General features: G+C 61.5%; 13 protein-coding genes. 8 read left to right on the forward strand and 5 right to left on the reverse strand.

Features of this window, described 5'->3' with window-relative positions:
• Nucleotides 1–6: 6 nt before the first annotated feature.
• Nucleotides 7–609, reverse strand: a complete 603-nt coding sequence (locus ACSQ3G_RS15490) for a TetR/AcrR family transcriptional regulator (RefSeq protein ID WP_105439596.1) — start codon at nt 607–609, stop codon at nt 7–9.
• Between the two features lie 274 nt (nt 610–883).
• On the opposite strand from ACSQ3G_RS15490, the gene ACSQ3G_RS15495 reads away from it, so the two are divergent.
• Both ACSQ3G_RS15495 and ACSQ3G_RS15500 read left to right on the forward strand, forming a co-directional pair.
• Nucleotides 884–2,827, forward strand: a complete 1,944-nt coding sequence (locus tag ACSQ3G_RS15495; RefSeq protein WP_436110653.1) for a hybrid sensor histidine kinase/response regulator — start codon at nt 884–886, stop codon at nt 2,825–2,827.
• Between the two features lie 52 nt (nt 2,828–2,879).
• Nucleotides 2,880–3,155 carry a BON domain-containing protein gene (locus tag ACSQ3G_RS15500; protein WP_436110654.1) on the forward strand — a complete coding sequence of 92 codons (276 nt, stop codon included), beginning with the start codon at nt 2,880–2,882 and terminating at the stop codon, nt 3,153–3,155.
• A gap of 70 nt (nt 3,156–3,225) precedes the next feature.
• Here the strand turns inward: ACSQ3G_RS15500 and ACSQ3G_RS15505 are convergent, their stop codons facing one another.
• A complete protein-coding gene (locus tag ACSQ3G_RS15505) occupies nt 3,226–5,568 on the reverse strand; it encodes a glucose/quinate/shikimate family membrane-bound PQQ-dependent dehydrogenase (protein ID WP_436110655.1) in 2,343 nt (780 codons plus the stop codon).
• 173 nt (nt 5,569–5,741) lie between these two features.
• On the opposite strand from ACSQ3G_RS15505, the gene ACSQ3G_RS15510 reads away from it, so the two are divergent.
• Nucleotides 5,742–6,377, forward strand: coding sequence for a UdgX family uracil-DNA binding protein (locus tag ACSQ3G_RS15510; protein WP_436110656.1), 636 nt, complete (start codon nt 5,742–5,744; stop codon nt 6,375–6,377).
• Between the two features lie 2 nt (nt 6,378–6,379).
• The gene (locus ACSQ3G_RS15515) at nt 6,380–7,105 is read left to right on the forward strand and encodes a glutathione S-transferase (RefSeq protein WP_436110657.1); all 726 of its coding nucleotides are present in this window, start codon (nt 6,380–6,382) and stop codon (nt 7,103–7,105) included.
• Between the two features lie 111 nt (nt 7,106–7,216).
• On the opposite strand, the gene ACSQ3G_RS15520 is transcribed toward ACSQ3G_RS15515, so the two are convergent.
• Nucleotides 7,217–7,708 (reverse strand): sigma-70 family RNA polymerase sigma factor, encoded by a 492-nt coding sequence (locus ACSQ3G_RS15520; RefSeq protein WP_245440483.1) that lies wholly within the window; start codon nt 7,706–7,708, stop codon nt 7,217–7,219.
• A 203-nt stretch (nt 7,709–7,911) separates the two neighbouring features.
• Between ACSQ3G_RS15520 and ku (ACSQ3G_RS15525) the strand changes: the two genes are divergently transcribed.
• Together ku (ACSQ3G_RS15525) and ligD are read left to right on the forward strand one after the other, a co-directional pair.
• A complete protein-coding gene (gene ku, locus ACSQ3G_RS15525; RefSeq protein WP_436110658.1) occupies nt 7,912–8,763 on the forward strand; it encodes a non-homologous end joining protein Ku in 852 nt (283 codons plus the stop codon).
• A gap of 2 nt (nt 8,764–8,765) precedes the next feature.
• Entirely contained in the window at nt 8,766–11,294 is a 2,529-nt protein-coding gene (ligD, locus tag ACSQ3G_RS15530; RefSeq protein ID WP_436110659.1) for a DNA ligase D, read from the forward strand.
• A gap of 16 nt (nt 11,295–11,310) precedes the next feature.
• Here ligD and ku (ACSQ3G_RS15535) read toward each other — a convergent pair whose 3' ends face one another.
• A complete protein-coding gene (ku, locus tag ACSQ3G_RS15535; protein ID WP_436110660.1) occupies nt 11,311–12,117 on the reverse strand; it encodes a non-homologous end joining protein Ku in 807 nt (268 codons plus the stop codon).
• Between the two features lie 106 nt (nt 12,118–12,223).
• On the opposite strand from ku (ACSQ3G_RS15535), the gene ACSQ3G_RS15540 reads away from it, so the two are divergent.
• Complete coding sequence (locus ACSQ3G_RS15540) at nt 12,224–12,424, forward strand: hypothetical protein (protein ID WP_436110661.1); 201 nt, start codon at nt 12,224–12,226, stop codon at nt 12,422–12,424.
• A gap of 192 nt (nt 12,425–12,616) precedes the next feature.
• Nucleotides 12,617–12,796, forward strand: coding sequence for a hypothetical protein (locus ACSQ3G_RS15545; RefSeq protein WP_436110662.1), 180 nt, complete (start codon nt 12,617–12,619; stop codon nt 12,794–12,796).
• A gap of 34 nt (nt 12,797–12,830) precedes the next feature.
• Here the strand turns inward: ACSQ3G_RS15545 and ACSQ3G_RS15550 are convergent, their stop codons facing one another.
• The gene (locus ACSQ3G_RS15550) at nt 12,831–13,160 is read right to left on the reverse strand and encodes a hypothetical protein (RefSeq protein ID WP_046666476.1); all 330 of its coding nucleotides are present in this window, start codon (nt 13,158–13,160) and stop codon (nt 12,831–12,833) included.
• Nucleotides 13,161–13,289 lie beyond the last annotated feature (129 nt).

The following is a 13,289-nucleotide window of genomic DNA, read 5'->3' on the forward strand; positions in this document are numbered from 1 at the left end:
AGCGAATTATCTGAGGGCCCTGAGGCCGAATTCCACCAGATCCTCGGGTTTGCCGATCCTGGTTTCCAAGAGGCAATCCGCAATGAGCTGCGGATGGCAAAGCATGACCACGGACGACATGAAGCATTCGGCTGCGAGCTGGTGATCCTGCTCGCGGAACTCGCCGGCTTCGATGCCGTCCTTGATAAGGTCAGCAATGACGAGGCGGATGCGTTCGAGGTGCTGCTCGATGACCGGCCATTGCTGCTCGATGGCGATCACCACCATCTCATGCACCTTCTTCTCGTCGAGCATGGTCTCGAGCGTGAAGCGGTGCTGCTGCAGGACGTGATTGCGCAGCCGTTCAGCGGCGCTCACCGGCCGCTTCGCGTTGGCGAGTGCCGCCTGATAGCTGCCGTCGAGCATGCGGTGCGCCAGAGCCTGATGGATGTCGGCCTTGGACGAGAAGAAACGGTAGATATTGGCGGGCGACATGCCGAGATCGCGCGCGATATCCGCCACATTCGTCTTGGTGTAGCCGTAATGCTTGAACAGCCGCTCCGCCGCATCGAGGATGCGGCCGACATTGTCCTGCCGCGAGGTGTCCAGGGTATTTTCGTTGGTATCCATACCGCTGAAGTCTTTCGTTTTACGTGTGACGATTTTCATCTTTCGTCAGTCGTAAAGAAAAATTCGTCATCCGTCAACCCGTTTCGGCTCGCCGCCGTTGGGCGCGCAAGCTAAAAAGTTTGGGAAACAGGGAACCAAAATGGGACTTGGACATTATGTCGCGTTAGACCACGGGTTTCGTGGGCCGGGGAAGAGTAATGATCCTGTTGCATAGTCACAACTTTTCGTTGCTACAGAGCATTAGACCACTAACTTCGTGGGCTGGGGACTATTGATGAGTGCGCCGCAAAGTTACGACGTTTCGTTGCTTGACGAGGAACGTTATCGTCTTCTCGTAGACGCCATCACCGACTATGCGATCTACATGATTGACCCTGAGGGCAAGATCGTCAGCTGGAATCCCGGCGCCCAGCGCTTCAAGGGATACGAGGCATGGGAAATCCTCGGCGAGCACTTTTCCCGCTTCTATACCCCGGAAGACCGGTTGGCGCGTGCGCCCGAGCACGCCTTGCGGACTGCTGCGACCGAAGGCCGCTTCGAAAAGGAAGGCTGGCGGGTCCGCAAGGACGGCGGCCGCTTCTGGGCCCATGTCATCATCGACCCTATCTGGGGCCGTTCCGGCGAGCTTCTCGGCTTCGCCAAGGTGACCCGCGATCTGACCGAACGGAAAAAAGCCGAGACGGAACTCCGATTGAGCGAGGAGAAATTCCAGCTCCTCGTCGAGGGGGTCACCGACTATGCTCTCTATATGCTCGACCCGGACGGTTGCGTCAGCAACTGGAATGCGGGTGCCGCGCGCATCAAAGGCTATACGGCGGACGAAATCGTCGGCCAGCATTTTTCAAAGTTCTACACGCCGGAGGATCGCGAGCGCGGCGAACCCAACCGTAGCCTGGAGACCGCACGGCGCGAGGGGCGCTTCGAGAAGGAAACCTGGCGGCAGCGCAAGGATGGCACGCGCTTCTGGGCACATGTGATCATCGACGCGATCCGCAACGAGGAAGGCACGCTTCTCGGTTTCGCCAAGATCACGCGCGACATCACTGAAAAAGTCGAGGCGCAGAAGGCCCTCACCCAGGCGCGCGAGGAACTTTTCCAATCCCAGAAGATGGAGGCGATCGGCCAGCTGACCGGTGGCGTCGCCCACGACTTCAACAATCTGCTGATGGCCGTGCTGGGCAGCCTGGAAATCCTGAAGAAACGCTTGCCCGACGATCCGGCGCTGATGCCGCTGCTGGACAATGCCATTCAGGGTGCCGAGCGGGGTGCTGCCCTCACCCAGCGCATGCTGGCGTTCTCCCGGCGACAGGAATTGAACATGCAGGCCATCGACGTGCCGGCACTTGTCGGCGGCATGATGGATTTCGTCCAGCGCTCGCTCAGCGCCTCCGCCTCCGTGGAAACCCGGTTTGCCGAAAACCTGCCGCATGTCGCGAGCGATCCGGTTCAGCTCGAGACCGCGCTTCTGAACCTTGTCGTCAACGCCCGGGACGCGATGGCCGGCGGCGGCACGATCGTCATCAGCGCCGAGGAGTATTCGGCCGACGAAAAGACCGATAGGCTGAAACCCGGCCGATATGTTCGGCTCTCGGTCGCCGATAGCGGCGAAGGCATGGACGAGGAGACATTGGTCCGCGCGACGACGCCTTTCTTCACGACCAAGGGCGTCGGCAAGGGAACGGGGCTCGGACTTTCCATGGTGCAGGGCCTGACCGAGCAGTCGGGCGGCAAACTCGATATCGAAAGCCAAAAAGGCAAGGGCACCACTGTTTCGCTCTATCTGCCTGCGGCAGATGCAAACGATTGTCCGCAGTCTTCGGAGAAAAACATGCCGTCGCCAGTTGCAACTCCCCGAGGACGCCTGACCATTCTCGCCGTCGATGACGACGCGCTGGTCCTGATGAACACCACGCTGATGCTGGAGGATCTCGGCCACACCGTGATCGAAGCCTATAGCGGCACCGATGCGCTGAAGGAGCTGAGGAGCGGCGCCCATGACATCGACCTCGTCATCACCGATCATTCGATGCCGCGCATGACCGGCTCCGAACTGGCCGCTGCCATCCGCGATGAAAGACCAGGCCTTCCGGTGGTGCTGGCAACGGGCTACGCGGAATTGCCCACCGGCGGCGACGATCGCCTGCCGCGATTGCCGAAGCCCTTCTCGCAGAACCAGCTTCAGGAGATCATCGCCACGGTTCTCGCCGGCGGGCGCTGAACCAATCGCCCTCGCCGCGCGTTGTCGTGCCGTGTCAGAACGGAGTACGGCAATGGTCTTCAAGCATCAGCATTTTCACGAGACGCCTCCTGAGGTCGAGGCGGAATTTCCGCCAGGCGCAACGCTCGAAGGGGCGGTCTCCGATGCGCTGGCGTCTGCCGGCGGTATCGATGCAAGCGACGTCGCCGTCATCGCCCGCGGCTCCGAGGTCACGTTGAGCGGCACGGTCCAGCTGGAAAGCGAGATTGCACGAGCCGAGGAGGTAGCGCTCGGCGTCGCCGGAGTGGCCACCGTGCGCAACGAACTCCGTTTTACCCGCCCGCGGTGACCTCCCGACACCGATGATGAACGAGAAAGGCCCGGGCGTCGAACGCCCGGGCCTTTTTGTTCGGGCCTGCCTATCGCGGCAGCGCGTAGGCGATCACGTAATCGCCGGGCTTGGTGCCGACCGACCCGTGTCCGCCGGCCACCATCACCACGAACTGGCGTCCGTCATCGACCGCATAGGTCATCGGCGTCGCCTGCCCGCCGGCCGGCAGCCGCGCCTTCCAGAGTTCACGGCCGTTGGTGAGGTTGTAGGCGCGCAGGTAATTGTCGACCGCAGCACCGAGGAACGCCACGCCGCCCTTGGTGATCATCGGCCCGCCGATGCCGGGCACCCCGACCTTGAAGGGCAGCGGCAGCGGCGTCATGTCGTAGACCGTGCCGTTGCGGTGCTTGTAGGCGATCTGGCCGGTCCTGAGGTCGACGCCCGAGACATAGCCCCATGGCGGCGCCTGGCAGGGGATCTGCAGCGGTCCGAGGAACGGCCCCATGAAGACGCCATAGGGCGCGCCCTCGTTGCGGTTGAGCCCCTGCTCGCTGCCTTTTTCGCCTTGGCCTTTTGGCGGGATGTCCGCACGGGGCACCAGCCTTGAGGTGAAGGCGAGATAGGTCGGCATGCCGAACATCACCTGCCGTTCCGGATCGACCGCGACGCTGCCCCAGTTGAACGTGCCGAAATTGCCCGGATAGATGATCGAGCCCTTCAGCGACGGCGGGGTGTATCGGCCGAGATAGTTGTACTGGTGGTACCAGATGCGGCAAACCATCTGGTCGAACATCGTGATGCCCCACATGTCCCGTTCCTCGAGCGGCCTCGGCTTGAACGACAAGGCCGAGGTCGGCTGCGTCGGCGCGGTACGATCTTCCGGGATGGCACCTCCGGGCGCCGGTTCCTCGGTGATCGGGATGATCGGTTCTCCGCTGCGCCGGTCGAGCACGTAGATGTCGCCCTGCTTGGTCGGACCGACCAGCGCCGGCACCACCGTATTGTCCGGCTTGGTGATGTTGAGGAGAACCGGCTGAGCGGGGACGTCCATGTCCCATAGATCGTGATGCACCGTCTGGCGCACCCATCGATCGGCGCCGGTATTGAGATCGAGCGCGACGATCGAGGAGGAATATTTCTCGACATTCTCGCTGCGGCCCATGCCGAGCTGGTCCGGCACCTGGTTGCCGAGCGGTATATAAACGAGGCCCAGTTCCTCGTCGACGCTGAACACCGACCAGCTGTTCGGGGAGTTCGTCGTGTACGTCTGGCCGGGCTGCAGCGGCTGCGTCTGAGACGGGTTCCCCGAATCCCAATTCCAGATCAGCTGGCCGGTATTGACGTCGAAGGCGCGGATGACGCCGGACTGCGACTGGGTGGAATAGTTGTCGTTGACCGCCCCGCCGATGATGATCTTGTTGCCGGCGATCGCCGGTGGCGAGGTCGAGTAGTAGTAACCGGCCGGATTGTACCGCATGCCGCTGGTGAGCTGCAGCGTCCCGTTGTCGGCAAAAGAGGTGCAGACCTGGCCGTTCGCGGCATCGAGCGCAATCAGCCGCGCGTCAGACGTCGGCAGATAGACCCGTTCCGCACACGGACTGCCGGCAGCGGCTGCGGCGTCCTTGTAATAGCTGACGCCGCGGCAGGTCTGGTGCTGGCGGTCCGGGTTCATGCCGGAATTCGGGTCGTATTTCCATTTTTCCTTGCCGGTCGTCGCATCGAGCGCGATCGCAAGGTTGTGCGGTGTGCAGAGATAGAGGGAATTGCCCACCTTGAGCGGCGTCACCTGATAGGTCGTCTCGCCCACGTCGTCAGGCCGCTTCACATCCCCGGTCTGGTAGCGCCACACTTCCGTGAGGTTGGCGACGTTGTCGACTTTGATCTGGTCGAGCGGCGAATAACGCTGCCCATAAGGAGTTCGTCCGTACTGGTGCCATTCGCCGGGCGGCACGTTGCCGCCCATCGGCGGAGCGGCCGCGACGGACTGTTCGGGAAGCTCGCCGCTCTGGTCCAGCGGATCAAGGAGCATCGAGACGACGGCGACGACGATCGCGATCATCAGCGAAATTCCGAGCGGCAGGGCACTGGCGCCGTAGCGCATGCCGGTCGGGCTTGAAAAGCCGAGCGGGGTGCGGACCCAGGGGGTCAGAAGCCAGAGGCCTAGCACGATGATCAAGCCGCCGCGCGGGCCGAGCTGCCACCAGTCGAGCCCGACTTCCCAGATCGCCCAGGCGAGCGAGGCCAGCACGATAACGGCATAGACCCTGAGTGCCATGGCGCTCCTCAGGAAAAGTAGGATGCCGGTCAGCACGAAACCGAGACCGCAGATGATGTAATAGGCGCTGCCTCCAAGCAGCAGCAGTTGCCCGCCGCCGACGGCCAGAGCCAAGCCGATCAAAATAAAAACGACCGCCGTAATCCTGATAGCCATAATCAAAACCCTATCCGAACTGGAAAATCCCCGGGCGCGAAAAACCTCGCGGTACCCCGAGCCATCAACACAAGCTCTGTGCAAAAGTTCCAGCTCGTGTTCCCGCGATGCAAATTTAAAGGAACTCTCCCGCGACCAAGCAGGTTCTGGCATCGCCACAAGGAGTTGGAAGGATGCTGACATCGGCCAAGGGACCAGCCTTCGAGACGCCGGGCGCGGATGGCGGCAGGGTGCCGGACGTCAGGCAGGATGCGGAAAACTGCACCCGTTGCGACCTCTACAAGAACGCCACGCATCTTGTGTTCGGCGAGGGACCGCCGAAGGCGAAAGTGCTGTTTGTCGGCGAGCAGCCGGGAGACAAGGAGGATCAGGCGGGCAAGCCATTCGTCGGGCCGGCGGGAAAACTCCTCGATCGCTGTCTGGAGGAGGCCGGTATCGAGCGCGACATCTGCTACGTTACCAATGCGGTGAAGCATTTCAAGTTCACCCCGCGCGGCAAGCGCCGCATCCACGCCAAGCCCAATGCCGGCGAAATCCGGGCCTGTGCCTGGTGGCTGGCGGCGGAGCTGCGCCTTGTCCACCCGAAACTCGCTGTAGCGCTCGGCGCGACGGCGCTTTATGCCTTGCTGGGAAAGCAGGCGAAAGTGACACGCGACCGCGGTACGGTCCTGAGATCGCCGGATGGCCTGCCGGTGCTGGTGACCATCCACCCTTCGGCACTGCTGAGGACGTTGGATCAGCCGGATGCGGAGCTCAACCGGGCCCGTTTCGTCGAAGATTTGAAAAAGATCGCAGAATTTCTGGAGTGACGATGACCTACGAACTTTATTATTGGGACGGCCTTCAGGGCCGCGGCGAATTTGTGCGGCTGGCGCTGGAAGAGGCCGGAGCCGACTATGTGGATGTCGCCCGTACCGATCGCGGCACGGGAAAGATGATGGACTATATCCACGGCAGGCACGGCTACGATATGCCCTTCGCACCACCCTTCCTTAAAGATGGCGACCTGATCGTCTCGCATGTCGCCAACATTCTCCACTATCTCGGGCCGAAGCTGGATCTGGTGCCGGAAGACGAAAAATCCCGCCTCTTCGCCCACGGGCTGCAGCTGACGATCACCGATTTCATCACGGAAGTGCACGACACGCACCACCCGATCAGCACCGCCGATTATTACGAGGATCAGCGGCAGGAGGCCAAGGCTCGCACCGGAGCCTTTCTGAAGCACCGGGTGCCGAAATTTATCGGCTATTTCGATCGCGTCATCACCGCAAACCCCACAAAGAGCGGCCATGCGGTGGGTGACGCCCTGAGTTATGTCGACCTGTCGCTCTTCCAGCTCGCCGAGGGCCTCCACTACGCCTTCCCGCGCGCCCTGAAAAACTTCGACAGCGATTATCCGAACGTCGCCAAGCTGCGCGACGCGGTCGCCGGACGTCCGAATATCGAAGCCTATCTCAAGTCGAAGCGCCGGCTCGCCTTCAACGAGTCGGGCATATTCCGGCATTACCCGGACCTCGACCAGGATCCGGCCTGACCAGCTAGATAAACGCGAAAACCGGGGCGATCGTCACCAGGACGATCGCCACCGCGATCAATATGAACTTCCTGACGACCTCCAAAGAAAAAGCTGTCGCGATGCGGCAGCTCAGTTGGTTTCTTCTCCCAGTTCCTGCAGAATTTGATGCCGCGCCCGGTTGAGGCGGCTTTTCACCGTGCCCACCGCGCAATCGCAAATCTCCGCCGTCGCCTCGTAACTTTCCCCGAGGATCGCGACCAGCGTCAGCACTTCACGATAATGCGGCGGCAGTTTCTGGAGCGCACGCTGGACCTCCTGAGCTCTTGCCGCCATCTCCTGGCTCGCCGCTACCGGCGTATCCCCGGAGATGTTCTCCTCGATCCCCGGCGCCTCGCGGCCGAGCACCTTCGCACGCGTATAAAAGGTGTTGCGCATGATGGTGAAAAGCCAGCTTTTCAGCTTGGTGCCCGGCTCGAACTTGTCGAGATTGGCGAGCGCCTTCATCAGCGTCTCCTGCACCAGGTCGTCTGCATCGCTGGGATTGCGGCAGAAAGTACGGGCAAATGCGCGGAGAGCCGGAATAAGCCTCACTATGTCTGCACGTGCAGGATCACCATTCAACTGTGATTCAGACACCGTTGCCTACCTCTCCGAAGTCTTCATGGCTGGAATGACGGGGGCAAACGCACGCCTTGCGTATTTGGTTCCCCCAAGATGAATGCCCTGTTCATCTTCGTGACGGAAACCGCGCCTCGCTCGAGGGAACAAACAGGTCAGCAGGCCTGTTGATAGGACTTTCACGGAGTTCTGCCGGGAGTTCGGATATGGCACCGCGTGCAAACTGGAAAGGCTATCTGAAGGTCGGCGAACTAAGCTGCCCGGTGGCGCTTTATACCGCCGCCTCGACATCCGACCGTGTCAGCTTTCACATCATCAATCGGGAGACGGGCAACCGCGTCCACCGCCAGATGGTCGATGCCGACACCGGCAGGCAGGTCGAAAGCGAAGACATCGTTAAAGGCTACGAAGTTTCAAGCGGCCAATATGTCTTCCTCGAGCCCGACGAGGTGAAGGCCGCCGTACCCGAGAGCGACAAGACGCTGGAGCTCGAAACCTTCATTCCCTGCGACGGCGTCGACACCATCTTCATTGACCGCCCCTATTACCTGGCGCCCGCCGACAAACCCTCCGCAGAGGTCTTCGAGCTGATCCGAAAAGGGCTGAAGGAAAAGAATGTCGTCGCACTCGCCCGCACCGTGCTCTTCCGGCGGCTGCGCACGCTGCTGATCCGGCCGGGCGAGAAAGGGCTGATCGCCAACACGCTGAACTACGACTACGAGGTCCGGTCTGCGAAGGAGATTTTCTCCGACATCAAGAGCTTCAAGATCGAGGGCGAGATGCTCGATCTCGCAGAGCACATCATCGACACCAAACGCGGCGAATTCGACCCGAGCGAGTTCGACGACCGTTACGAGGCAGCCCTTGCCGAGCTGATCAAGGCGAAGATCGAAGGCCGCAAACTCAGGAAGCAGCCGAAGCCGGAACCGAAGAAGGTCTCCAGCCTGCTCGACGCACTGCGTCAGAGCGCCGGCGGCAGCAAGAAGACCGCGCCGAAGAAATCCGCCAAGAAAACCGTATCTCGTAAGACTGCCGCCCCGCAGAGAAAGGCGAGCTGATCATGGCGCTCGAAACCTACAATCAGAAGCGGAACTTCAAGGCTTCCCCCGAGCCCCAGGGGAAAGTCTCCGGCCGCAAGGCCAAGGCATCGGGCAATAGTTTCGTGATCCAGAAACACGATGCCACTCGGCTGCACTATGATTTCCGGCTGGAAATGGACGGCGTCCTGAAAAGCTGGGCCGTCACCCGCGGCCCGAGCTTCGTGCCCGGCGAAAAGCGGCTTGCGGTGCATGTGGAAGACCACCCCCTCGACTATGGCGGCTTCGAAGGCATGATCCCCAAAGGCAATTACGGCGCCGGCGCCGTGCTGCTCTGGGATCGAGGCACCTGGGACCCGATCGGCGATCCTCACAAGGGTTATAAGAAAGGCCATATGGAATTCGAGCTGAAGGGCGAGAAGCTGGAGGGCCGCTGGCACCTGATCCGCATGGCCCCGAGGCCTGGAGAAAAGCGAGAGAACTGGCTGCTGGTCAAGGGCGAGGACGAGTTCGCCCGCGCCGAGGGCGACAGGGACATTCTCGACGAAATGCCGCTTTCGGTGAAGTCGGGCAAGACGCTGGACGAAATCTGGGGCCGCAAGGCACCGGCGGCAAAGAGTACGGCCAAACCGAAAGCAAAGGCCAAATCCGATCCAGAACCGGAAAAATCCGACATCGCAGCGTCGAAGATCAAGGGCGCCCGGAAAGCAGAACTCCCGGACTTCGTCGAGCCGCAGCTTGCGACGCTGGTGAAGGCAGCTCCCTCCGGCAAGCGCTGGGTCCACGAGATCAAGCTCGACGGCTATCGGCTGCAGGCCCGTGTCGAAAATGGCAAGGTAAAGCTGTTGACGCGCACCGGGCTGGATTGGACGCACAAGTTCGGAGACGAGATCCTCGCGGAATTCGGAAAGCTTAGCGCGATCGATGCAATCATCGACGGGGAAGTGGCGGTCGAGGCCGGTTCCGGCGCCACGGATTTCTCGCTGCTTCAGCAGGACCTCAGCGAAGGCCGGGACGACCGCTTCACCTTCTACGCTTTCGACATTCTTCACCTCGACGGTTACGACCTGACCGGCGCGACGCTCCTGAAGCGCAAGGAGGCGCTGGAAACCCTGCTGGCCGGCAGCAGCCCTGCCCTGCGCTACAGCGAGCATTTCGGCGACGAAGGCGGTCTGGTTCTGAAACATGCCTGCCGGCTGAGTCTGGAGGGCATCATCTCCAAGATTTCGGAAGCGCCCTATCGCCCCGGCCGCGGCCGCGACTGGGTGAAATCGAAATGTTCGGCACGGCAGGAATTCGTGGTCGCAGGGTTTGTCCCCTCCTCCGTTTCGAGGACGGCGATCGGATCGCTGGTCATGGGATATTACGACAAGGGGAAGCTGCGGCATGCCGGCCGCGTCGGCACGGGCTATTCGAACGCGGTGGCGCAATCGCTCTTCAAGAGCCTCCAGGAGATTCAGACGGGCGAAAGCCCGTTTGACGAAAAGCTCGCGGCGGTGGAAAAGAAGGATGTCGTTTTCGTGCGGCCCGAGCTGGTGGCGGAAGTGGAATTCCGCGGCTGGACGGCGGATGCGCATATCCGCCATGCGGCCTTCCGGGGCTTGCGCGAAGACAAGGACCCGAAGGATATCGTCCGGGAGGGCGGGCCTGTGAACGCAGCGGAAGAACCGAAGCCGCCGAAACGGACGGTCAATCTCACCCATCCCGACCGGGTCTACTGGCCGGATGCCGGGGTGACCAAGGCCGGACTTGCCGACTATTACACCGAAGTCTGGCGGCTGATGGCGCCCTTCGTCGTCAATCGCCCGCTGGCGCTGGTGCGTGGACCCGACGGCATCGGCAAACAGCTTTTCTTTCAGAAACACGGCTGGAAGGGCATGACCAAGAATGCCGTACTCGTGAAGGACCCGACCGATCCGGCGGAAGAGGACATCACCATCCGCGACCTCGACGGGCTGCTCGGCCTCGTCCAAGGGGCGACGCTGGAAATCCACCCCTGGGGCTCCAACCTCGAGGACTGGGAAAAGCCGGACATGGTCAATATCGACCTCGACCCCGGCGAAGGCGTGTCGTGGACCGACATCATCGCGGCGGCACACGAGGTGAAGCGGCGGTTCGAGGACATGGGACTGGTGGCCTTCGTCAAGACCTCGGGCGGCAAGGGCCTGCATGTCGTCGCCCCCGTCAAGCAGAAGGCGGAATGGCCGGAGGTGAAGGCGGCCATGAAGGCGCTGGCCGACGGCATGGCCGCCGACGATCCCGACAAATATGTCTCGACGATCACCAAGTCGAAGCGAAGTGGCAAGATCCTCATCGACTACCTGCGCAACGGGCGCGGCAATACCGCCGTGGCGCCCTACTCCACCCGTGCCCGCGCCGGTGCGCCGGTCTCCATGCCGATCACGTGGGACGAACTCGGGGGCGCGATCGGCCCCAGCTACTTCACCGTCAACAACGCCCCGGCCCGCATCGCCCAGCAGACGAACGATCCCTGGGGAGATTTCCGCAAGGCGGAAGCCCCGATCGAATTCAAGGGAAAGAAGAAACGGTAGAAGCCAGGGGGAAGGCTCACTTTCTCGGCGCCTTTCGTTCCGCCTCCAGGCTCTTCTTCAGCGCCGCCGTGATATCGATCACGTTGCTGCTGCGCTCGGGCGCCTTCTCCTCAACCTTCTTCCTGGTCTTCCGGCTCTTCTTGCGCTCGGCGATGATTTCGAGCAGCCGGTCCTGGACAGGATCGTCGGCCATCGAAGGCTTCCAGGCTTCGGTGCGCTCGTCGATGATCTTCTTCATCATCGACAGATGCTCGGCATCGGCCTTCTCCTTCGGTTTTTCCACGGCGTATTCGTCGGCGTCGCGTACCTCGTCGCCGTAACGCAAGGTCCAGACCACGATCCCCTTGTCCTTGGGCAGCAGCAGAACCGCGCGCTCTCGACGATACATGACGAGCCGGGCAATGCCGCCAGTACCGGTCTTTGCCATGGCCTCCCGGATCACCGCAAACGCCTCGGCGCTCACCTCGTCGTCCGGCGCCAGGTAGTGCGGCCGGTCGTACCAGATCCAGCCGATCGAGTCCGCCGGCACGAAAGTCTCGATATCGATCGTACGGGTGCTTTCGAGCCCGACGTCCTCGATCTCTTCGTCTTCGAGAAGAACGTAGTCATCCTCGCCCTTCGGATAACCCTTGACCTGATCGTCGTCCTCGACCGCCTCACCTGTTTCGGCATCGGCATACTGGCTGAGGACGCGATTGTTGGTCTTGCGGTTGATATTGTGGAACCGCACCTTGGCACCTTCGGAGATGGCCGGCGTCATCGTCACGCGGCAGGTGACCAGCGAGAGCTTGAGATAACCTTTCCAGAATACGCGCGGCGCCACGGAAAACTCCTTCGTTTGCCCGATAACCCGCGCCACCTCCGCTTGGTTCCGGAACAAACGTTCGATCCAAACCGTTTTCGTGATGAAACAGGCCAGGAGAAATCAGATGAGCACCAACAGCACTCCCAACTCCGTGCAGAAGGGTTCGCCAAAAAGAGCCGAGCAGTCGGCTCGCGAGCGCGGCGAAAAGAAGGAGCTGGACGAGCAGCTCAACGAGGGGCTGGAAGATACCTTTCCTGCGAGCGATCCCGTCTCGAGCACGGTGACATCCATCCCATCGGGCACGCCGAAACCGCCCAGGCACTGAGTTTCCAAAAAAACCTCTGGAACAAATGCAGCGGCTCCCGGATAGGGAGTCGCTTTATTCATTTGTCCTCTGTGACTTTTTCGGGATATCCGAAGTTAGCCGTAATGATGTATGGAAAGCTAATGTAGGGTTATGGCGGGCGGACATTGTTCGGCGACAGATGTGCCGGCGGTGATTACGTCAGAGGTCGGGATGACGAAACAAGACACTCCGGTTGCGGAACAGGACGTCAGAATGGGACGGCGGGTTAACCGCAAGGTCTCGGTCCTTCTGACCGAAATCGAGAAGGAAGAGGTTCCTGATCGGCTGCTCGACCTGGCGCGCGAGCTGCAGAGGGCACTCAACGAAAAGACCGACGGCCGCACCGACTGATGCTGCCCGTCCTGGATAGGACCGCCTCAAGCCATCAGAGCTGGGTCGAAATCAGGTTGTCGACGCGCACACGCCCGCCGATCACGCACCGCGGCCCGTTCGGCGCGAACCGGCCACTACTGTCCTCGATCACCGTATAGAGCTTGTCGCTGCGGAAGGCGCTCGCCATCTCGGTCGAATTGCCCTCGCAGGGCGAAGCATCGATTTCCATGAAATCCAGTTCCGCCTGGCTTGCCACGAGCCGCGCATCGCCGGCGGTCTTTGCCCGGACCACCACTTCGCCATGCGGTGGCGAGTTCTGCCAGTTCGGATCCTTTGGCGCAGCTGTCGGCACCAGCCGATAGATCTTCAGCCTGTCCTGCATGTCTCTCTCCCGTCGTAAGCATTTTTCTAGTTGACGATCAAACGCCGTCCGGGCGTTCCGGTTCCATCAAGTCGCATGGAACTTTTCCGGCAACCATGGGTTCCTCCGCTGCGGGCGATCATGCCCCTG

The organism is Neorhizobium tomejilense, from assembly GCF_964254135.1.
Lineage (GTDB): Bacteria > Pseudomonadota > Alphaproteobacteria > Rhizobiales > Rhizobiaceae > Neorhizobium > Neorhizobium tomejilense.

Bases quoted from the DNA above. Each gene is read 5' to 3' on its own strand.
- ACSQ3G_RS15490 (WP_105439596.1), bottom strand. From the start codon at position 609: ATGGATACCAACGAAAATACCCTGGACACCTCGCGGCAGGACAATGTC.
- ACSQ3G_RS15495 (WP_436110653.1), top strand. From the start codon at position 884: ATGAGTGCGCCGCAAAGTTACGACGTTTCGTTGCTTGACGAGGAACGT.
- ACSQ3G_RS15500 (WP_436110654.1), top strand. From the start codon at position 2,880: ATGGTCTTCAAGCATCAGCATTTTCACGAGACGCCTCCTGAGGTCGAG.
- ACSQ3G_RS15505 (WP_436110655.1), bottom strand. From the start codon at position 5,568: ATGGCTATCAGGATTACGGCGGTCGTTTTTATTTTGATCGGCTTGGCT.
- ACSQ3G_RS15510 (WP_436110656.1), top strand. From the start codon at position 5,742: ATGCTGACATCGGCCAAGGGACCAGCCTTCGAGACGCCGGGCGCGGAT.
- ACSQ3G_RS15515 (WP_436110657.1), top strand. From the start codon at position 6,380: ATGACCTACGAACTTTATTATTGGGACGGCCTTCAGGGCCGCGGCGAA.
- ku (WP_436110658.1), top strand. From the start codon at position 7,912: ATGGCACCGCGTGCAAACTGGAAAGGCTATCTGAAGGTCGGCGAACTA.
- ligD (WP_436110659.1), top strand. From the start codon at position 8,766: ATGGCGCTCGAAACCTACAATCAGAAGCGGAACTTCAAGGCTTCCCCC.
- ACSQ3G_RS15540 (WP_436110661.1), top strand. From the start codon at position 12,224: ATGAGCACCAACAGCACTCCCAACTCCGTGCAGAAGGGTTCGCCAAAA.
- ACSQ3G_RS15545 (WP_436110662.1), top strand. From the start codon at position 12,617: ATGACGAAACAAGACACTCCGGTTGCGGAACAGGACGTCAGAATGGGA.
- ACSQ3G_RS15550 (WP_046666476.1), bottom strand. From the start codon at position 13,160: ATGCAGGACAGGCTGAAGATCTATCGGCTGGTGCCGACAGCTGCGCCA.